This is a genomic window from Aeromicrobium duanguangcaii (assembly GCF_024508295.1).
GTDB lineage: Bacteria > Actinomycetota > Actinomycetes > Propionibacteriales > Nocardioidaceae > Aeromicrobium > Aeromicrobium duanguangcaii.
Map to the genome: position 1 here is coordinate 2,020,620 of NZ_CP101990.1, position 20,382 is coordinate 2,041,001.

Below are 20,382 nucleotides of genomic sequence, written 5' to 3' on the forward strand. Positions count from 1 at the left end.
GTCACTGTACCGCTCACCCCAGCGCCCGGGGATGGGACGCCGCGTACGTCTCGCGCAACTTGTCGATCGTCACCAGGGTGTAGATCTGCGTCGTCGTGACCGAGGCGTGCCCCAGCAGTTCCTGCACGACGCGGACGTCTGCCCCGCCGTCGAGCAGGTGGGTGGCGAAGGAGTGACGCAAGGTGTGTGGCGAGACGTCGCCGGTCAGTCCCGCCCGGCGTGCGGCCTTGGTCAGCACCGTCCAGGCACTCTGTCGCGAGAGCCGTCCGCCCCGGGCGTTGAGGAACATCGCCGGGCCGCTGCCGGTGGCGGCGGTCAGGTGCGGGCGAGCCTTCATCAGGTAGGCCTCGAGCGCGTCGCGGGCGAACGATCCCAGCGGGACGATGCGCTGCTTCGACCCCTTGCCCGTCAGCAGGACGGAGGACTGGTCGAGGTCGACGTCGTCCACGTCCAGGCCGACGGCCTCGGAGATCCGCGCTCCCGTCCCGTAGAGCACCTCCAGGAGGGCGCGGTCGCGCAGCGCGAGCGCGGTGCCCGGCTCCCCCGCCGCGACCAGCAGCGCCTCGACGTCCTCGAGGGGCAGCGCCTTCGGCAGCCGGGACGCCGGTCGCGGCGGCCGGACGGCGGAGCTGACGTCGTTGCCGACGATCTGCTCGCGCAGGCAGAACTTGTGGAAGCCGCGCACCGCGACGATGGTGCGGGCGACGCTCGAGGTGCCCAGCGGCGGGTGCTCCTCGTCGCCGGTGCGCAGGGCGGCTGCGAAGGCCGTCACGTCCGCCTCGGTGATCGCGGCGGGATCGGTCAGGCCGCGGTCCACGAGGAACGCGGCGTAGCGGCGCAGGTCGCGGCGGTACGAGGCGAGCGTGTTCTCGGCCAGTCCTCGCTCCACCCCGAGGTGGGACAGGTACTCGGCCACGACTCGCTCGACCGCCGCCTCGCTCACGTCCGGGCCACCGCCAGGATGGCGACGATCGTCTTGGCGTCGATGATCCGTCCGTCGAGGCAGGCCGCCGCCGCCTCGTCGACATCGACCCACCACTGCGCCATGTCGGCCTCCTCGGCCTCGCGCACGGTCAGATCGGCGTCGGGCACGGGCCGCAGGTCGGTGGCCCGGAAGACGGTGATGCGCTCGGTCGAGTACCCGACCGTGGGCGCCAGGGTCAGCAGCTCGTCCCACGCGTCGGCCAGCAGGTCGGTCTCCTCGGCCAGCTCACGCGCGGCCGCCGCCTGGGCGGGCTCGCCCTCGACGTCCATGATCCCCGCCGGGATCTCGAGCAGTCGGCCACCCTGCGCGTGCCGGTACTGCTCGACCAACAGGATGCGTCGCTGCTCGTCGACCGCCGCCACGGCCACCGCGCCCTTGGGCCGGACCACGACGCGATCGTGACGCCCCTGATCGGGCGCCACGATCGTGTCGACCGTCAGCGTCAGGTAGTCGTTGTGGAACCCGACCTCGGACGCGGCGACCGGCCAGTGCGTCTCCTCGGGGCGCAACGACGTCGCGAGACGACCGGGCAGCCGCGGGTGAACCATCGACTCACTCACCGGCCGCGTCCCTCATACGTTCTCGACCGGCAGTCGCATCTCGAGCTTGCGCTTCAGCGACGCGGCGATGAGGCCCGAGAACAGCGGGTGCGAGCGCGTGGGACGCGAGCGCAGCTCGGGGTGGGCCTGCGTGGCGACGTAGAAGGGGTGCACCTCGCGCGGCAGCTCGACGAACTCGACCAGGGTCGAGTCGGGCGAGGTGCCCGAGAAGACCATGCCGGCCTGCTCGAGCGGCTTGCGGTACGCGTTGTTGACCTCGTAGCGGTGGCGGTGCCGCTCCTCGACCTTGTCCGAGCCGTAGAGCTCGCTGACGATCGAGCCGGGCTTCAGGCTCGCCGGGTAGAGGCCCAGTCGCATGGTGCCGCCGAGATCGCCGGCGCCCTCCACGAACTCCTGCTGCTCGGCCATCGTGGCGATGACCGGGTGCTCGGTGGCCGGATCGAACTCCGAGGAGCTCGCGTCCTCGATGCCGAGCTCGGTCCGCGCGTACTCGATCACCATGCACTGCAGGCCCAGGCACAGGCCGAGCGTCGGGATCTGGTGGGTGCGGGCGTACGTGAGCGCGCCCAGCTTGCCCTCGATGCCGCGAATGCCGAAGCCGCCCGGGACGCAGATGCCGTCGACGTCGCCGAGCTGCTCGGCGGCGCCGGCCTCGGTCGCACACTCGTCGGAGGGCACCCAGCGCAGTCGAACCTTCACGTCGTTGGCGAAGCCGCCGGCCCGCAGCGCCTCGGCCACCGACAGGTACGCGTCGGGCAGGTCGATGTACTTGCCGACCAGCGCGATCGTGATCTCCTCGGACGGCTCGTGGACCCGGCGCAGGAGCGAGTCCCACTCCGTCCAGTCGACGTCACGGAAGGGCAGGTCCAGGCGGCGAACGACGTAGGCGTCGAGGCCCTCGGCGTGCAGCACCTTGGGGATGTCGTAGATCGACGGGGCGTCGATGGCCGTGACCACCGCGTCCTCGTCGACGTCGCACATCAGCGAGATCTTGCGCTTGACGCCGGTCGGCACGGGACGGTCCGAGCGGCACACGATCGCGTCGGGCTGGATGCCGATGGAGCGCAGCGCGGCGACCGAGTGCTGGGTGGGCTTCGTCTTGAGCTCGCCCGCGGGGCCGATGTACGGAATCAGCGAGACGTGCAGGAAGAAGACGTTGTTGCGGCCCACCTCCTGGCGGACCTGACGCGCCGACTCCAGGAACGGCTGGCTCTCGATGTCGCCGACGGTTCCGCCGATCTCGTGGATCACGACGTCGACGTCCGGGCCGCCCATCGAGAGCATCCGGTCCTTGATCTCGTTCGTGATGTGCGGGATGACCTGGACCGTGTCGCCCAGGTAGTCGCCGCGGCGCTCGCGAGCGATGACGTCGGAGTACACCTGACCGGTCGTGACGTTGGCGCGCCCGACGAGGTCCTCATCGAGGAAGCGCTCGTAGTGGCCGATGTCGAGGTCCGTCTCGGCGCCGTCGTCGGTCACGAAGACCTCGCCGTGCTGGAACGGGTTCATGGTGCCCGGATCGACGTTGAGGTACGGATCGAGCTTCTGCATCGTGACGCGCAGCCCGCGCGACTTGAGCAGCCGGCCGAGGCTCGACGCGGTCAAGCCCTTGCCGAGCGACGAGACGACACCGCCCGTGACGAAGACGTGCTTGGTGACGGTGTTAACTGCCAACGTGACTCCCGTGGTTCCGATTCGAGTGAGGAACCGGGCGGTGCCTGCGGCCGCACCCGTGGTCTGAGGAACCATCCGTGAGGATCGATTCGACTCTGGGTTCCACGGAACTCCAGCCTACCATCGAGCACCCCCGGTGCGGACCGCGCACGCGGAACGCGCCGATCGTGTTCAGTTCGGCACCGGGCCGTCCGCGGCGCGCGACGTGCCCCAGGCGCCCGACTGACCGGCGGCCTCGCGCACGAGCGCGAGGATCGCGGAGACGCGTCCCGTGCCGGTGTCGGTGACGTCCACGGTCGAGACGTTCGCGGCGGCATCGCTGCCGCGAACCGCGTTGACCACGCCGTTCTCGCCGGACGAGACGGGGCCGACCACGGCCAGGCCCTGGCTGCCGGCGTCCAGGCTCGTGACGAGGCTGGACACGACCGTGCCCTCTCCCGCGGCCGATGCGCCCGACGGACCCGACACGACCAGCGCCAGCTGCGCGGAGGTCTCGGGATCCTGGTCCGGGTCGAGCAGCCCGCCCTCGACGAACGCCGAGCGGATGGTGCGCGACGTCTCGTCGAGAGCGCCGTCGCCCTTGGTGGCGAGGTAGCCCCGGGCGATCGCCGCGCCGATCTTGTCGTAGGCGCTGGCCGCCGTGGCCGCCTGCGGATCGGACTGGGTGGCGACGCCCTCGGCGAACTGGCGGTTGGAGGGCGAGAGCAGCTTGGCCGTCAGCTCGACCTTGCCCGTGACCCGCGCCCCGGAAGTCGTGAGGTTCTCGATCAGCGAGTCGACCTCGTTGTCGCGCGCGCCGGGCGTGGTCAGCAGCAGCACGGTCCGGTCCTTGAGCTTGTCGCGCAGCAGGCCCGGCGACGTCAACGTGGCGTAGCCGGCGTCGAAGCCCGCCAGGGCAGGGCTGACCTCGGCGCGGTTGGCGTCCGAGGCGGTGGTCGCGGCGTCGCTCTCGTCGAGCAACCCCGCCCCGACCGCGATACCGGCAGCGAGCGCCAGCAGCACGGCGGCCAGGGAGATGACGTGGTAACGCAGAGTGATCACGAGAAGAGTCCTTCGATCCAGGAGGAGACACGGTCGGTCACGGGCGCGAGCCACTCATGACCGAGAGGGGTGGTGCCGACGGCGACGACGACCGCGACCACACCCGCCAGCAGCAGCAGGAGCGGCGTGAGCCAGCTCAGCCGCTGGCGAGCGAACCAGGCGACGGCGTGCGCGTCGACGACCCGCGAGCCGGCGCGCAGGCGCGCGATGAACGTCCCGGCCGCGTCGGCGGCGTCACCGTCGACGATGTCGACGAGTCGGGACGGGCGACCGACCTGCACGATGACCGCGGCCTCGTGGTGATCGGCCAGCAGGACGGCCAGGTTCTCGGGCGCGCCGGCAGCGGTGAAGACGACCGGCTGGCGGCCGTGCGCCTCGAACTGCTCGGGGCGGTCGAGGTGACCGGAGGCCGACACGATGACGACCTCGGCGGATCGCTCGATCATCCGCCCGGAGATGTCGTCGGCACGGCCGACGAGCAGATGCGGGCGCAGGCCTGCGGCGATGAGGTGCTCGGCACCGGCGCCGACGCCGATCAGCACGGGGTCCTTGTCGTGAATGAAGGCGCGGATCGACTTGAGGTCCCGGGCGGCGTCCGGCGCATCCGCCACGATGACCACGGGGCGGTCCTTGATGGCGGTGGCCACGGCGGGGATGCCGGCGCCCTCCAGGAGCATCGCGCGGTCGCGGCGCAGCGTGTCGGCCGCGTTCGTCACGATCGAGTCGAGCTGGTGGGACAGTCCTGAGGACGCGGACTCCACCTGGTCGCGGACCCGCGACGGCGTCATCTCGATGCCGGTGGCGATGGTGTCCTCCCCCAGGAGCACCGTCCCCTCGTCGACCCGCACGACGTCTCCGCTGCGCAGGGTCTGCCACACGCCCTCGCCGACCCGGTCCACCAGGAGGACACCGGCGTCGACCAGCACCTGCGGCCCGAGGTTGGGGTACCGGCCGGACGATGACGGCGAGACGTTGAGGACCGCGGCGACACCCCGGTCGACGAGTGACTGGGCCGTGTCGGCCTCGAGGTCGACCTGGTCCAGCACCACGACGTCCCCCGAACGCACGGACGAGAGGTCCGCTGGTCCGCGACACAGCCGCGCCGGTCCGACGATGCCGGGCCCGTCGGGCACGGCAGGATTCCTGCGCTTCAAGATGGGCATGATGCCTTCCATGCAACCGGCGAACGATGAGAGTTCAACATCGACACGCCGACGGGTCGGGGAAAAGGTCGCACTCAGGGAGTGCGGGCGAGGTCCAGCAGCTCGCGGGCGTGCTGCTGCGCCGCGGAGGAATCGTCCAGGCCGGCCAGCATCCGGGCCAGCTCGTCGACTCGGCCCGACTGGTCGAGCCGGAGCACGCTGCTGCTGGTGACCGTGCCGTCGTCGGACTTGCTGACGATGAAATGGGCGTCGGCGAAGGCCGCGACCTGCGGCAGGTGGGTGACGGCGATGACCTGGGCGTGCTGGGCCAGCCGCGCGAGACGCCGGCCGACCTCCACCGCCGTGCGTCCGCCGATCCCGGCGTCGACCTCGTCGAAGACCAGGGTGGGCACCGGGTCGCGACCGGCCAGGACGACCTCGATCGCGAGCATGAGGCGGGACAGCTCGCCGCCGCTGGCGGCACGCGCCAGCGGCCGGGGCTCGGCGCCGCTGTTGGCCGCGAACCAGATCTCGACGTCGTCGGCCCCGTGGGGACCGGGCTCACCGCGCACGACCCGGACCTCAAACTGGGCCGACGGCAGGGCCAGGTCGGCCAGCTCGGCGCCGACCTCGCCGGACAGCTGCTCGGCTGCGGCGGTCCTCGCCTCGGTCAGCTGTCGAGCGAGGTCCACGACGGTCTCCCGCGTGGTCTGGACGTCCTGCTCCAGGCGCTCGATCGCGGTGTCGTCCAGGTCCAGCTCGAGGACCTCGGCGCGGGCGCGCTCCGCCCACGCGATGACCTCGTCCAGGCTCGGGCCGTAGCGGCGCTGCAGGGCCGTCAACGCGGCACGACGGTCCTGGACCGCGGCCAGGCCGCTGGGGTCCAGCTCGACGTCGGCCGCGTACGCGGCGAACTCCGACGCGATGTCGGTCAGGTCGATGGAGGCCCGCTTCAGCCGCTCGGCCAGGGCCTCGATGCGCGGGTCGTTGCCGGTCACCGGGTCGACCACCGACTGGGCCGCAGCGATCGCGGCGGCGGCGGAGTTCTCGTCCTCCGACAACACGGTCGACGCTCCCACAGCGGCGGCCGCGAGCGACTCGGCGTGGGCCAGGCGGTTCTCGCGCTGGACGAGCTCCTCGTCCTCACCCGGCTGCGGATCGACCGCGTCGATCTCGTCCAGGGCGTGTCGCAGCAGGTCCAACCGCTGCAGACGCTCGCCGGCGTGCGTGCGCAGGTCGCTCAATCGCGCCTGCAGCTCACGCAGCCGCTCGTACGCCGGGCGGTACTGCTCGATCAGGTCGGCGACCGCGCTGCCGGCGAAGCGGTCGAGCGCTCCGCGCTGCTCCTGCGGTCGCACGAGGCGCTGCTGGTCGGACTGGCCGTGCACCGCGACGAGCGAGTCGGCGAGGCGCGACAGCAGCGCGGCCGGGACGGTCGAGCCGCCGGCCAGGGCGCGGCTGCGGCCCTGACTGGTCAGGACCCGGGCCAGCACGAGCTCGTCGTCGTCGACGTGACCGCCGGCCTCCTCGACGAGGGCGGCCACCTCGGGCGTCGCGAGGACCGACGCCTCGATCCGCGCCCGCTCGGCGCCGCGGCGGACGAGGGCCAGGTCGGCGCGCTCACCGCGCAGCAGGCCGAGCGCCGTCACCACCATGGTCTTGCCGGCGCCGGTCTCGCCGGTGATGACCGTGAAGCCGGGACCCAGGTCGAGCTCGGCCTCCTCGATGACACCGAGCGACTCGAGCCGCAGGTAGCGCCACATCAGCTCTCCCCCGCAGCCCGCCGGGCCGCGCCCGACGATCCGCGCCACCCGGCGACGGGCAGCTCGAACTTGCGCACGAGCCGGTCGGCGAAGGAGGCGGGATGGACGCGAGCGAGTCGCACGGGCTCGACGCCGCGACGGACCTCGACCCGGGCGCCGATCGGCAGCTCAGCGGCGCGACGACCGTCGCACCACAGGATCCCCGAGGCGGCGTGGCCGACGACCTCGACGGCGAGCGTGGACTCCGGCGAGACGACCATGGGTCGGGCGAACAGGGCGTGGGCGCTGATCGGCACCATCAGCAGGGCCGACACCTCCGGCCAGACGACCGGTCCCCCGGCGCTGAAGTTGTACGCGGTGGAGCCCGTCGGCGTGGCGCAGACGACGCCGTCGCAGCCCATCCGCGAGACGGGTCGGCCGTCGATCTCGACGACGACCTCGAGCATGCGCTCACGCGAGGCCTTCTCGACGGATGCCTCGTTCAGTGCCCAGTTCGTGGCGACGATCTCGCCGTTGTGGAAGACCAGGACGTCGACCGTGAGTCGCTCCTCGACGGTGAGTCCACCGGCGATGACGTGGCGGGCGACGTCGGCGAGGTCCTCCTCGTCGGCCTCGGCCAGGAAGCCCACGTGCCCCAGGTTCACGCCCAGCAGCGGAGTTCCCGTGCCGCGGCAGAGCTCGGCCGCGCGCAGGATCGTGCCGTCACCACCGAAGACCACCGCGAGCTCGCAGTCGGCCGCGGCACCGGGCACGGCGGCGACGGAGACCAGGTCGACGGCACCCGCGGCCTCGAGGTGGTCGATCTCGTCGGTGAGCGCACGCACCTCGATCCCGGCGGCCTGCAACGACGCCGCGAAGTCCGCGGCGAGCTTGGGCGCCCCGTCCCGCAGGACGTGGACCGCGAGCAGCACGCTCCTCATGATCCGCTTCCTTCCTTCTGGTTCCCCGCGGCCAGCGGACCGGCGGCGACAGCGGCCCGCGCGGCCGCCTCGTCCGGAGCAGGCGCGTCGGTCCTGAGCCAACAAAAGTACTCGACATTTCCGGCGGGACCGGGCAACGGACTGGGCGCGAGACCACGCGTGCCCCAGCCTCCCGCCCAGGCTGCGGTGGTGACGCCGTGCACCGCGGACGCGTGCAGCTCGGGGTCGCGGACCACGCCGTTCTTGCCGAGGTTCTCGCGACCGACCTCGAACTGGGGCTTCACCATCAGCACCATGTCCCCCTCGGGCCGGCACACCCGCATCAGCGCGGGCAGCACGAGCGTCAGCGAGATGAACGACAGGTCCGACACGACGAGGTCGACCGGCCCGCCGATGAGCTCGGTGTCGATCGCCCGGACGTTGGTGCGGTCGAAGACGTGGACGCGCGGATCGGACTGCAACGACCACACCAGCTGGCCGTAGCCGACGTCGACCGCGACGACCTCGCTGACTCCGCGGCGCAGCAGCACGTCGGTGAATCCACCGGTGGACGCGCCGGCGTCGAGGGCACGACGCCCTTCGACGCTCAGTCCCTCGGGCTCGAAGACCTCGAGCGCGCCGAGGAGCTTGTGGGCGCCACGCGAGGCCCAGCCGGGATCGTCGCCCTCGCGGATGACGATGGCCTGGTCGGTGGTGACCTGCGTGGCCGGCTTGCTCGCGGCGTTGCCGCCGACGAGGACACGGCCCTCCCCGATGAGGCTCGCTGCCTGATCGCGCGACCGAGCCAGCCCGCGGCGCACCAGTTCGGCGTCGAGCCGCACCCGGCGGCTCATCGACTCACCCTCGGTCCCCGGGCGTGCCCGCGAGCTGGTCGCGCAGCACCCGGTGGACGGCCTCGAACACCTGCGGGTGCTCGGCCACGTCGAGGTCGTCGAGCGCAGCCAGCAGTGCCACGGCCTCGTCGGTCGTGGGGTCGTCCGGGCGATCGCCAGCGGCCTGCGTGGGTTCGCTCATCATGCCCCGATTGTCGCATCGACGGTCACGGTGATCGCTGATTCGGCGCGCGCGGCCCAGCCGAGCCCGACCACCGCCCGGAGCGTCTCGGTCGAGGTGCCGGACTTCGTCACTCGGACCACACCGTCGGAGATCTCGGCCGACGCGGACCCGCACGTGGCACCGGCCCCGTCGATGACGACCGGCGGATGCACGTCGTGCAGGGCGGACAGATCGCGTCCCACGTAGTCGGGGCGCTCCTCCTCGGTCGCGTTGATGACGTCTGCCAGGGAGTTCACCCCGGTCAGCACGAACAGCGACGGGATCGACGCCTGGCGGGCGCCACTGATGTCGGTGTCGAGCCGGTCCCCCACCATGAGCGGGGAATCGGGCGCGATCCGCTCGATCGTCTCCTCGAAGAGCGGGGCGTACGGCTTGCCTGCGACCACGGGCTCGCGCCCGACCGCCAGCCCCACGGCATGGACGAGCGCGCCGTTGCCCGGCGCGATGCCCTCGGCGGTCGGGATGGTCAGGTCCGTGTTGCTGGCGTACCAGGGCAGACCCGACTGGATCGCGTACGCGGCCTCGGCCAGGTCGCGCCAGCCGAGCTGCGGCGTGTAGCCCTGCACCACGGCGGCCACGTTCGGCGCGTGGCGATCGTCGACCGGCACCAGCCCGCGCTCTGTCAGGGCGGTGCGCAGTCCTTCTCCACCGATCGCGAGCACGGTCGCGCCCGCCGGGAGGTCGTGCGCCATGACCCCGGCGATCGCCTGGGCCGACGTCACGATGTCGTCCTCCGAGACCGTGAGACCGAGGTCTCGCAGATGATCGGCCACAGCGGAGGGCGGACGATTGGCGTTGTTGGTCAGGTAGGCCAGCCGAGCGTCGTCGACGGCCTTCAACGCCTCGACCGCGCCCGGAACCGCGTCTCCGCCGCGATAGACCACGCCATCGAGGTCGAGCAGGATCGCGTCGTGGGACGCGACCAGAGCGGTGTCGGTGGCGGCCAAGGTCATGCGTTCGAGGCTACCGGGGGGTCAGGCAGCCGGGTCAGGGACCCGAGGTCGACGTAGACCCGGCTGGAGACGCCTGAGCCGTTGCGGGAGAAGAGCCGTCGCAGCTCGCCGCTGACCTCAACCCGGTCCCCCGGTCCGAGCCGCCCGGCCTTGGCCCGCAGCCGCGCCGTCCACGCAGAGCAGTCGAAGGTGTCGACGCTCTGACTCGAGCGACGCCGTGCTGCAGCACTGCGGTCGACGATCAGGCGGAAGGAGACGATCTCGTCCCCACTGGGCAGAGTGCGCGCCTCGGCCACGTCGGCGACGCGGCCGCGCAGCAGGACGTGGTTGTCAACATCGGTCATCGCTCCACAGTGGACGCATCGCGCTACGCGGGACAGGGGCGCCGGACGCCCCTGTGGACGGCGCGCTTCTCGCGCGCCGAGCCTGTGGACCGCCCTAGTTTTCGAGTTGGTTGATGCGGTCTTGGGCGTCGGTGAGTCCGTTGGCGTCGGTGCCGGCGACGCGGTGGAACCAGGTGATGGCTTCGTCGGTGCGTCCGGCTGCGGCGAGGGTGTCGGCGTAGGCGTAGCGGAGGCGGGTGATCCAGTCGTGGCGGCTTTTGGTGTTGAGGGGTTCGGATTCGAGGAGTTGGAGGGCGGCGTCGGTTTGGCCGAGGTCGCGGCGGGCGCCGGCGATGACGATGGTGAGTTCGGTGTTGCCGGCTTCGTCGAGGGCGGCGCGGATGGTGGGGGTGTCGTATTCGAGGGCTTTTTCGGGCCGTCCGAGGGCGCGTTCGGCGTCGGCCATCATGGGGGCGTAGATGCCGCGGCCGGTCATGCGTTTGGCGGCGCGGAACTCGGCGAGGGCTTCGGCCCAGTTGCCCAGGGCGTAGGCGGTTTCGCCGGTGGCTTCGCGGACCAGGCCGACGCGCATGGCGCGGGCGCGGGCGGCGAGGGCGTGTTTGTGGGCGAGTTCGGGGTCTTCGTGGAGCAGGATGCCGGCCATGACGAGGTGTCGGGCGACTTTGTCGGCGAGCTTGTCGGGCAGGCCCTGGAGCTCCTGGCGGGCGAACTTGTCGAGGTCCTTGGCCGACACGTCGTCGGGGATCGGGGGTCCGTCGTAGGTCTTCTGCGCGTCGGAGCGGTCGGGGCCGAAGGCGCGCCGATCGCGGTTCGGGCCGCTGGTGGTGGGGCGGTTGCCGCTCGCTGAGCGCGGGCCGCCGCTGGAGCGGGGTGCGCCGGGTCGGTCGGAGTTGCGGCGGGCGCCGGAGCCGGGGGTGCGGGGGCCGCCGGTGGGCTTGGAGCCGCTGGAGGGGCGCGAGCTGCCGCCGCTGGAGGGGCGCGAGCCGGAGCCGGTGGGCTTGGAGCCGCCGCTGGAGGGGCGCGAGCCGGCGCTGCGGGATCCGCCGCTGTTGTTGGGGCGGCTGCTGCCGCCGCGGGATCCGCCGCTGTTGTTGTTGTTGTTTCGGCCTCGGCCGGCGGGGTTGCGTGATTCAGCCATGTTCTCGGGTCCTTCCGCGAGGTGTGCCCTCACGATAGGGGCACAAATGCAGCAAGGCCGCTCCCAAAGGGAGCGGCCTCGCGCTAATGATTGTCCGGCGACGTCCTACTCTCCCACACCGTCTCCAGTGCAGTACCATCGGCGCTGAAGGGCTTGACTTCCGGGTTCGGAATGTTACCGGGTATTTCCCCTTCGCCATGGTCGCCGAAACTCTATAGAGATATCAACAAGCCTTGGTGACTCTTTCGAGTCTGGCTCCCGATCATATCTCGGGAACCTCACAGTGGACGCGGTCAAACTTTGTAAGAAACAAGCCCTCGGCCTATTAGTACCGGTCAGCTCCATGCATTGCTGCACTTCTACTTCCGGCCTATCAACCCAGTGGTCTGCTGGGGGCCTTACCTGGTTAACCAGTGGGAAACCTCATCTTGAAACATGCTTCCCGCTTAGATGCTTTCAGCGGTTATCACTTCCGAACGTAGCCAACCAGCCGTGCTCTTGGCAGAACAACTGGCACACCAGAGGTTCGTCCACCCCGGTCCTCTCGTACTAGGGGCAGCCTTTCTCAAGTTTCCTACGCGCGCGGCGGATAGGGACCGAACTGTCTCACGACGTTCTAAACCCAGCTCGCGTGCCGCTTTAATGGGCGAACAGCCCAACCCTTGGGACCTGCTACGGCCCCAGGATGCGACGAGCCGACATCGAGGTGCCAAACCATCCCGTCGATATGGACTCTTGGGGAAGATCAGCCTGTTATCCCCGGGGTACCTTTTATCCGTTGAGCGACGCCGCTTCCACATGCCAGCGCCGGATCACTAGTTCCGACTTTCGTCCCTGCTCGAGCTGTCACTCTCACAGTCAAGCTCCCTTGTGCACTTACACTCGAAACCTGATTGCCAACCAGGCTGAGGGAACCTTTGAGCGCCTCCGTTACATTTTAGGAGGCAACCGCCCCAGTTAAACTACCCATCAGGCACTGTCCCTGATCCGGATAACGGACCTAGGTTAGATATCTAGTACGACCAGAGTGGTATTTCAACGTTGACTCCACCTGAACTGGCGTCCAAGCTTCACAGTCTCCCACCTATCCTACACAAGTCGAACCAAACACCAATACCAAACTATAGTAAAGGTCCCGGGGTCTTTCCGTCCTGCCGCGCGTAACGAGCATCTTTACTCGTAGTGCAATTTCGCCGAGTTCATGGTTGAGACAGCGCCCAAGTCGTTACTCCATTCGTGCAGGTCGGAACTTACCCGACAAGGAATTTCGCTACCTTAGGATGGTTATAGTTACCACCGCCGTTTACTGGGGCTTAAGTTCTGTGCTTCGCTTGCGCTAACACGTCCCCTTAACCTTCCAGCACCGGGCAGGAGTCAGTCCATATACGGCGTCTTTCGACTTAGCATGGACCTGTGTTTTTAGTAAACAGTCGCTTGGGCCTGGTCTCTGCGGCCTTCAACGCTTCTCAGAGCAAGTCTGATAACGCATCCGGCCCCCCTTCTCCCGAAGTTACGGGGGCATTTTGCCGAGTTCCTTAACCATGATTCTCTCGATCACCTTAGTATTCTCTACTTGACCACCTGAGTCGGTTTGGGGTACGGGCGGCTCTGAATCTCGCTAGATGCTTTTCTCGGCAGCATAGGATCACTCACACTCCGCTAAGCGGGTGGCATCGGCTCTCAGACATATGAGTGACGGATTTGCCTATCACTCGTCCTACGACCTTACCCGTGGACTACCATCGCCACGGATGAGCTACCTTCCTGCGTCACACCATTGCTTGCCTACTACCAGATCGGGTCATGCGCTCTGCCGCACCATTGTCTCCGAAGAGACGGAAGGTGCGGTTTCGGGCACTTAGCATCACTGGATTCAGCATGGGCGATTCAATGCCGGTACGGGAATATCAACCCGTTGTCCATCGACTACGCCTGTCGGCCTCGCCTTAGGTCCCGACTTACCCAGGGAAGATTAGCTTGACCCTGGAACCCTTGGTCATTCGGTGGAAGAGTTTCTCACTCTTCATTCGCTACTCATGCCTGCATTCTCACTCGTGTCGCATCCACGGCTGGGTTACCCCGCCGCTTCGCTCGCGACACGACGCTCCCCTACCGATCCACACGGCTGGACCACGAAGGCCTACCTCATGTGTGAATCCCATAGCTTCGGTGGATTGCTTGAGCCCCGCTAAATTGTCGGCGCGGAATTACTTGACCAGTGAGCTATTACGCACTCTTTCAAGGATGGCTGCTTCTAAGCCAACCTCCTGGTTGTCTCTGCGACTCCACATCCTTTTCCACTTAGCAATCGCTTTGGGACCTTAGCTGATGGTCTGGGCTGTTTCCCTCTCGACAATGGAGCTTATCCCCCACTGTCTCACTGCCACGCTCTCACTTACCGGCATTCGGAGTTTGGTTGAGTTCAGTAAGCTTGTAGGCCCCCTAGCCCATCCAGTGCTCTACCTCCGGTAAGAAACGCGTGACGCTGCACCTAAATGCATTTCGGGGAGAACCAGCTATCACGGAGTTTGATTGGCCTTTCACCCCTATCCACAGCTCATCCCCCCAGTTTTTAACCTAGGTGGGTTCGGTCCTCCACGCGGTCTTACCCGCGCTTCAACCTGGCCATGGATAGATCACTCCGCTTCGGGTCTAGATCGTGCAACTCAAGCGCCCTATTCGGACTCGCTTTCGCTACGGCTACGGCACTCGCCTTAACCTTGCTACACAACGCTAACTCGCAGGCTCATTCTTCAAAAGGCACGCTGTCACAATTCCCTAAGGAACAGCTCCAACGGATTGTATGCACACGGTTTCAGGTACTATTTCACTCCCCTCCCGGGGTACTTTTCACCTTTCCCTCACGGTACTAGTCCGCTATCGGTCATCGAGGAGTATTTAGGCTTAGCGGGTGGTCCCGCCAGATTCACACCGAATTTCAGGGGTTCGGTGTTACTCGGGATGACGCACAAGAGCCATGAGCTTACGGTTACGGGGATCTCACCCTCTATGTCACGACTTTCCAGTCGGTTTCACCTTCACTCATGGTTTATGACTCTTTGACTGCTCGGCAGAACAATCTGTGCGGTCCCACAACCCCCTGGATGCAACGCCTGCCGGCTATCACACACCCAAGGTTTAGCCTAGGTCCGGTTTCGCTCGCCACTACTACCGGAATCACTATTGTTTTCTCTTCCTGTGGGTACTGAGATGTTTCACTTCCCCACGTTCCCTCCAAACGCCCTATGTGTTCAGGCGCAGGTACTCAGACTTTCCTCTGAGTGGGTTTCCCCATTCGGACACCCCCGGATCACAGCTCGGTTGTCAACTCCCCGGGGCTTTTCGCAGACTCCAACGTCCTTCATCGGCTCTCGATGCCAAGGCATCCACCATGTGCACTTAGTAGCTTGTTATTACTACAAAGATGCTCGCGTCCACTGTGAAGTTCTCAAAATACGATCGGTCCCGTACAAATTTCCACGCCTACATCATTCCGAAGAATCATGCGGTTCGCGGGGGTGTACGGTCCGAGGAATCCAGCATTAGATGCTGATCCCTCAGGACCCAACAGTGTGCCTGAGTTGTCGCTGCGTCCCACCGAATTTCCACGCCCCAGAAGGGCAGTACTGACGATGTTCCGCCGGCGACAAGCCAAATAGTCGACGTCCACTAGTGAGCTGGACCGCGTCAGACATTCGCTGACGAACGAGTCCGCCTGGACTCTACAAAGAGAGCCAGATGCTCCTTAGAAAGGAGGTGATCCAGCCGCACCTTCCGGTACGGCTACCTTGTTACGACTTCGTCCCAATCGCCAGCCCCACCTTCGACAGCTCCCTCCGTAAACGGTTGGGCCACTGGCTTCGGGTGTTGCCGACTTTCATGACGTGACGGGCGGTGTGTACAAGGCCCGGGAACGTATTCACCGCAGCGTTGCTGATCTGCGATTACTAGCGACTCCGACTTCATGGGGTCGAGTTGCAGACCCCAATCCGAACTGAGACCGGCTTTTTGGGATTCGCTCCACCTCGCGGTTTCGCAGCCCATTGTACCGGCCATTGTAGCATGCTTGAAGCCCTGGACATAAGGGGCATGAAGACTTGACGTCATCCCCACCTTCCTCCGAGTTGACCCCGGCAGTCTCCTATGAGTCCCCACCATTACGTGCTGGCAACATAGGACGAGGGTTGCGCTCGTTGCGGGACTTAACCCAACATCTCACGACACGAGCTGACGACAGCCATGCACCACCTGTATACCGACCACAAGGGGGGCCGTATCTCTACGGCTTTCCGGCATATGTCAAACCCAGGTAAGGTTCTTCGCGTTGCATCGAATTAATCAGCATGCTCCGCCGCTTGTGCGGGCCCCCGTCAATTCCTTTGAGTTTTAGCCTTGCGGCCGTACTCCCCAGGCGGGGCGCTTAATGCGTTAGCTGCGGCACGGAGACCGTGGAAGGTCCCCACACCTAGCGCCCAACGTTTACGGCATGGACTACCAGGGTATCTAATCCTGTTCGCTCCCCATGCTTTCGCTCCTCAGCGTCAGGTAATGCCCAGAGAACCGCCTTCGCCACCGGTGTTCCTCCTGATATCTGCGCATTCCACCGCTACACCAGGAATTCCGTTCTCCCCTGCATACCTCTAGTTTGCCCGTATCGTAAGCACGCTCAGGGTTGAGCCCTGAGTTTTCACTTCCGACGTGACAAACCGCCTACGAGCCCTTTACGCCCAATAATTCCGGACAACGCTCGGACCCTACGTATTACCGCGGCTGCTGGCACGTAGTTGGCCGGTCCTTCTTCTGCAGGTACCGTCACTTTCGCTTCGTCCCTGCTGAAAGAGGTTTACAACCCGAAGGCCGTCATCCCTCACGCGGCGTTGCTGGATCAGGCTTTCGCCCATTGTCCAATATTCCCCACTGCTGCCTCCCGTAGGAGTCTGGGCCGTGTCTCAGTCCCAGTGTGGCCGGTCACCCTCTCAGGCCGGCTACCCGTCGTCGCCTTGGTGAGCCATTACCTCACCAACAAGCTGATAGGCCGCGAGTCCATCCCATTCCGCCGGAGCTTTCCACCACCAGAAGATGCCTTCGGTGGTCGTATTCGGCATTAGCCAGCGTTTCCACTGGTTATTCCGATGAATGGGGCAGGTTACTCACGTGTTACTCACCCGTTCGCCGCTCGTGTACTCCCGAAGGAGCCTTACCGCTCGACTTGCATGTGTTAAGCACGCCGCCAGCGTTCGTCCTGAGCCAGGATCAAACTCTCCGTTGAAAATCTCCCACACCCGAAGGCATGGTCAACATCTAGAAAATTTGATTCCTGACAAGTTATGACTGCTGACAGTCATTAGTTGTCGGAATTGTCCCTGCGGCTCCGCGCGACAACCAGATCACTTAAGACCAGATCATCCTTCGCAGCCGCCGGGGTACTGATAATAATTCGTCGACTTTTGGCACACTGTTGAGTTCTCAAGGATCAGACGCACACCACCAGCTCAACCGTCTCCGGCAAGCCCGCAGGGCAACTCGTCTAATTTACATCGCCGTTGTCACCAGGTCAAACCCGGGTCGGTCACGATGTGCGCTACGTTTTCCGCGGCCAGTCTCCGGCCCTCTCACGAGTGCCTGGCGTTAACCGCTTCGGTCTGCGCTTCGCTGCGCCGTTCGGTGCAACAAGAAGAACATTACACAGACGTTTCCAGCCATGGCAAATCGGGTCCCCGGTGTCCTGCGTCACACCTGAAATACCAGCACTTTTCGACCCCGCTGAGACCCCTGAGGCACCTGTGACTGGCCGAGCAACGACAAACGGCGGCCAGCCTCCGGTCCGAGAAAAGACCGACTGCCGACCGCCGTTGACGGAAGCGTGGGATCAAACCACGCGGACGCCCGACACCGAGCGCTTGCCCTTGCGCAGGACCACCCAGCCGCCGTGCAGCAACTGGTCGCCGGAGAACGTCTGATCGGGGTCGTCGGCCCGCTCGTTGTTCACGTACGCTCCCCCGTCCGCGACGGCTCGACGCGCAGCCGACTTGGACTCGGCGAGCCCGGATGCGATCAGGGCGTCCACCAGCGTCGTGTCCGGGGAGACGTCGACTGCCCCGGCCTCGCGGAGCGCGGCCGCCAAGGTCGACTCGGGCAGGTCACGGAGCTCTCCCCGGCCGAAGAGCGCCCCGGACGCCAGCTCGGCCGCCTGCGTCTCGCTCTCGCCGTGTACGAGCGTGGTCAGCTCCGCCGCCAGCCGGCGCTGGGCGGCTCGCGCCCCCGGCCGCTGCTCGTGCTCGGCCATCAGGGCGTCCACCTCCTCGACGGGCAGGAACGTGAACTGCTTGAGGTACTCCCCCACCTTCGAGTCCTCGGCCTGGATCCAGGACTGGTAGAACGCGTACGGGCTCATCAGGTCCGGATCGAGCCAGATCGTGCCGGACTCGGTCTTGCCGAACTTCGTGCCGTCGGCCTTGGTGATGAGCGGCGTGGCGAGGGCGTGCACCTTGTCGCCGTCCGCACGGCGGATCAGCTCCACTCCCCCGGTGAGGTTGCCCCACTGGTCGCTGCCGCCCGTCTGCAGGACGACTCCGTGGCGCCGATGCAGCTCGAGGTAGTCCATCGACTGCAGCAGGATGTAGCTGAACTCGGTGTAGCTGATGCCCGACTCGAGCCGGCTGGCCACGACGTCGCGCGCCAGCATCCGGTTGACCGGGAAGTGCTTGCCGATGTCGCGCAGGAAGTCGACCACGGACATCGGCTGGGTCCAGTCCAGGTTGTTGACGACGGTCGCGCCGTTGTCGCCCCCGAACTCGACGAAGCGCGACACCTGGGCCCGGATCCGGTCGACCCACTCGGCGACGGTCTCCTTGGAGTTCATGACGCGCTCACCGGACTGCTTCGGATCGCCGATGAGGCCCGTCGATCCGCCCACGAGCAGCAGCGGCCGGTGCCCGGCCAGCTGCAGGCGCCGGGCGGTCAGGATCTGGAGCAGGTTGCCCACGTGCAGGCTCGGGGCCGTCGGGTCGAAGCCGACGTAATACGTGATCGGCCCCGCATCCATCTCGGCGCGCAGAGCGTCGAGGTCGGTCGAGTGCGCGATGAGTCCGCGCGCCTGCAGGTCGTCGATCACATGGTTCGTCACACGGCCAAGGTTATCGGCGCTGGAATCGCAGCCCTCACTAGGCTGCGGGCGTGAACAGCCCCGCCGAGGTCCACGAGATCGAGCTCGCCGCCCGTCGATCCGACGGCTCCGCGGTCGCGGCCGACGAAGTCCTCGCGTACCTGGACTCGGTCCGCGTGGCCGCCGGCGTCATCGACGGCGCCCGCCTCGGCCGCCCCGGGTTGCACACGGTGCGCATGGCGCTCACCGAGGACGAGCTGGTCCAGCGCAGCGACGGCCTGCCCGCGACGCTCCCCTGGCAGGGACTCGTCCGGTTGCTCGCCCACCGGTTCGACACGGTGGCCGTGGTCGACGACGGGGTCGTGGGACCAGATGGCCGCCACCACGGCGACGACCTGCCCGTCGAGCTCGGCGAGCTGCTCGACGAGGTGTGGCACCTGACCTCGGCGGAGGTGTCCGCGACGTCCGTGCACGTGCTGCGCACCGATCCCGACATCGACTCGGACGCCCAGTCCATCGCGAACCGGGGCAAGGCGACCGTCGAGGTCGTCCACGTCGACGGCTTCACGCTGATCCGCGACACGATCAGCACCGATCCCGGGACCGTGGTGGACCTCGCGGCGCGATCGCAGCTCCCGGCCGTGGCCCTGCGTCGCGAGGGCGACGCCCGAGGCGCCGTCGTCCGTGTGCGGCAGGGACGCCGCGTCGTCACGTGCCACGTCGACCTCGGGGTTCCGGCCGAGCTGACGCAGGTGCGCGGCCCAGCCACGCGTGCCCTGCTGCTCGGTGGCGTCTCGGTGACGTTCGGCTCCCGGCGCCGGCCCGACGACGCGATGCTCGAGCGGCTGCAGGCCGCCGGCACGGGCGAGACCTCGTTCGCGCACGACGTGGCCGAGGCCGTCGGCGCGCCGGTCGGGGCCGCGACCTGGCTGGAGGACGAGGTGGCCCCCGGCCCGGTCACGGTCCTCGGGCCCCTCTCCCGGCGCGAGATGCTGTCGCAGGGCGTCCGCGAGGTCGCCGACGACATGCGCGAGGAGTTCTCGCGGGACGCCCTGACGAAGGGCCCGCTCGGCGGCTTCCGGCGCTTCCTGCTGGACCATCCCGTCGTGACGCTGCTCTACGGCCTCGCCGAGTTGGCGGTCGCGTACGCCCTCGTGGCGCTGATCGAGCCGTGGCCCGTCGTGCGCTGGATCGTCGGCGGGCTCGTGGCGATCGACGGGCTCACGAGCCTCGGGATCGGCGCGACGACGCTGCGCCGACGCGTCAGGGCTTGACGGCGATGACCGGCATCGGCGCGTCGAGCAGGATCATCTGCGTGACGCGGCCCATGAGCATCTTGCCGACGGGCGTGCGCTTGCGGATGCCGATGACCAGGCGATCGGCACCCGAGGCCACGGCCTCGTCGATGACCACGTCGGACACCGACAGCGACGCGGCCCGGCGGACCTCGTAGTCGATGCCCTCGAGGTCGAAGCGCTCGGTGAACTCGGAGAGGTCGATCTCCTCCGGCTCGTCGAACTCCGGGTCGATCTCGCTGACCGTGATCAGGACGAGCTTCTCCTTGTTCGCCTCGGCCTTGGCAGCAGCCCACAGGACAGCGGCGCGTCCGTAGTCGTCCGGGCGGTACGCGACGGCGATGGTCATGGAGCGAGACTATCGCCGTCGCCGCGGGAATGGCGGGGTGGCTCCCCGGTGTTGTCA

Annotated in this window: 15 protein-coding genes and 3 rRNA genes; 1 reads left to right on the forward strand and 17 read right to left on the reverse strand. The window is 67.2% G+C overall.

The window, feature by feature from the left end:
- Positions 1–13: 13 nt before the first annotated feature.
- The 16 genes from xerD to tyrS form a co-directional block, all read right to left on the reverse strand.
- Positions 14–943 carry a site-specific tyrosine recombinase XerD gene (xerD, locus tag NP095_RS09970; RefSeq protein ID WP_256766079.1) on the reverse strand — a complete coding sequence of 310 codons (930 nt, stop codon included), beginning with the start codon at positions 941–943 and terminating at the stop codon, positions 14–16.
- Positions 940–1,545 carry an NUDIX domain-containing protein gene (locus NP095_RS09975; RefSeq protein ID WP_249378479.1) on the reverse strand — a complete coding sequence of 202 codons (606 nt, stop codon included), beginning with the start codon at positions 1,543–1,545 and terminating at the stop codon, positions 940–942. Before NP095_RS09975 ends, xerD begins: the two co-directional genes overlap by 4 nt.
- Before the next feature lie 12 nt (positions 1,546–1,557).
- The gene (locus tag NP095_RS09980; protein WP_249378480.1) at positions 1,558–3,219 is read right to left on the reverse strand and encodes a CTP synthase; all 1,662 of its coding nucleotides are present in this window, start codon (positions 3,217–3,219) and stop codon (positions 1,558–1,560) included.
- Positions 3,220–3,390: 171 nt separating this feature from the next.
- Entirely contained in the window at positions 3,391–4,260 is an 870-nt protein-coding gene (locus tag NP095_RS09985) for a copper transporter (RefSeq protein WP_256766080.1), read from the reverse strand.
- Positions 4,257–5,423, reverse strand: coding sequence for a putative cytokinetic ring protein SteA (gene steA, locus NP095_RS09990; RefSeq protein ID WP_249378482.1), 1,167 nt, complete (start codon positions 5,421–5,423; stop codon positions 4,257–4,259). Before steA ends, NP095_RS09985 begins: the two co-directional genes overlap by 4 nt.
- Before the next feature lie 74 nt (positions 5,424–5,497).
- Complete coding sequence (recN, locus tag NP095_RS09995) at positions 5,498–7,165, reverse strand: DNA repair protein RecN (RefSeq protein ID WP_256766081.1); 1,668 nt, start codon at positions 7,163–7,165, stop codon at positions 5,498–5,500.
- Complete coding sequence (locus NP095_RS10000) at positions 7,165–8,085, reverse strand: NAD kinase (protein WP_256766082.1); 921 nt, start codon at positions 8,083–8,085, stop codon at positions 7,165–7,167. Before NP095_RS10000 ends, recN begins: the two co-directional genes overlap by 1 nt.
- A complete protein-coding gene (locus NP095_RS10005; RefSeq protein ID WP_249378485.1) occupies positions 8,082–8,918 on the reverse strand; it encodes a TlyA family RNA methyltransferase in 837 nt (278 codons plus the stop codon). The genes NP095_RS10000 and NP095_RS10005 overlap by 4 nt, the downstream gene beginning before the upstream one ends.
- 4 nt (positions 8,919–8,922) lie before the next feature.
- Positions 8,923–9,102, reverse strand: a complete 180-nt coding sequence (locus tag NP095_RS10010; protein WP_256766083.1) for a hypothetical protein — start codon at positions 9,100–9,102, stop codon at positions 8,923–8,925.
- Positions 9,099–10,094, reverse strand: coding sequence for an HAD-IIA family hydrolase (locus NP095_RS10015; RefSeq protein WP_256766084.1), 996 nt, complete (start codon positions 10,092–10,094; stop codon positions 9,099–9,101). Before NP095_RS10015 ends, NP095_RS10010 begins: the two co-directional genes overlap by 4 nt.
- The gene (locus NP095_RS10020) at positions 10,091–10,438 is read right to left on the reverse strand and encodes a single-stranded DNA-binding protein (protein WP_256766085.1); all 348 of its coding nucleotides are present in this window, start codon (positions 10,436–10,438) and stop codon (positions 10,091–10,093) included. Before NP095_RS10020 ends, NP095_RS10015 begins: the two co-directional genes overlap by 4 nt.
- Before the next feature lie 94 nt (positions 10,439–10,532).
- A complete protein-coding gene (locus tag NP095_RS10025; protein ID WP_256766086.1) occupies positions 10,533–11,576 on the reverse strand; it encodes a tetratricopeptide repeat protein in 1,044 nt (347 codons plus the stop codon).
- Between the two features lie 92 nt (positions 11,577–11,668).
- Positions 11,669–11,785, reverse strand: a 5S ribosomal RNA gene (gene rrf / locus NP095_RS10030).
- Between the two features lie 96 nt (positions 11,786–11,881).
- A 23S ribosomal RNA gene (locus tag NP095_RS10035) occupies positions 11,882–14,989 on the reverse strand.
- 336 nt (positions 14,990–15,325) lie between these two features.
- Positions 15,326–16,845: ribosomal RNA gene (locus tag NP095_RS10040) — 16S ribosomal RNA — on the reverse strand.
- Together the 16S, 23S and 5S rRNA genes form the textbook arrangement of a ribosomal RNA operon.
- Positions 16,846–17,445: 600 nt before the next feature.
- The gene (gene tyrS / locus NP095_RS10045) at positions 17,446–18,702 is read right to left on the reverse strand and encodes a tyrosine--tRNA ligase (protein ID WP_232419083.1); all 1,257 of its coding nucleotides are present in this window, start codon (positions 18,700–18,702) and stop codon (positions 17,446–17,448) included.
- 50 nt (positions 18,703–18,752) lie between these two features.
- Between tyrS and NP095_RS10050 the strand changes: the two genes are divergently transcribed.
- Positions 18,753–19,955 carry a hypothetical protein gene (locus tag NP095_RS10050; protein WP_232419082.1) on the forward strand — a complete coding sequence of 401 codons (1,203 nt, stop codon included), beginning with the start codon at positions 18,753–18,755 and terminating at the stop codon, positions 19,953–19,955.
- Here NP095_RS10050 and NP095_RS10055 read toward each other — a convergent pair.
- Positions 19,945–20,325: a universal stress protein gene (locus tag NP095_RS10055; protein ID WP_232419081.1), complete on the reverse strand. Its 381-nt coding sequence runs from the start codon at positions 20,323–20,325 to the stop codon at positions 19,945–19,947. The genes NP095_RS10050 and NP095_RS10055 overlap by 11 nt on opposite strands.
- Positions 20,326–20,382: the final 57 nt, after the last annotated feature.

Coding starts and splice junctions, on each gene's coding strand:
- steA (WP_249378482.1), bottom strand. CDS start 5,423: ATGCCCATCTTGAAGCGCAGGAATCCTGCCGTGCCCGACGGGCCCGGC.
- recN (WP_256766081.1), bottom strand. CDS start 7,165: ATGTGGCGCTACCTGCGGCTCGAGTCGCTCGGTGTCATCGAGGAGGCC.
- NP095_RS10000 (WP_256766082.1), bottom strand. CDS start 8,085: ATGAGGAGCGTGCTGCTCGCGGTCCACGTCCTGCGGGACGGGGCGCCC.
- NP095_RS10005 (WP_249378485.1), bottom strand. CDS start 8,918: ATGAGCCGCCGGGTGCGGCTCGACGCCGAACTGGTGCGCCGCGGGCTG.
- NP095_RS10010 (WP_256766083.1), bottom strand. CDS start 9,102: ATGATGAGCGAACCCACGCAGGCCGCTGGCGATCGCCCGGACGACCCC.
- NP095_RS10015 (WP_256766084.1), bottom strand. CDS start 10,094: ATGACCTTGGCCGCCACCGACACCGCTCTGGTCGCGTCCCACGACGCG.
- NP095_RS10020 (WP_256766085.1), bottom strand. CDS start 10,438: ATGACCGATGTTGACAACCACGTCCTGCTGCGCGGCCGCGTCGCCGAC.
- NP095_RS10025 (WP_256766086.1), bottom strand. CDS start 11,576: ATGGCTGAATCACGCAACCCCGCCGGCCGAGGCCGAAACAACAACAAC.
- NP095_RS10055 (WP_232419081.1), bottom strand. CDS start 20,325: ATGACCATCGCCGTCGCGTACCGCCCGGACGACTACGGACGCGCCGCT.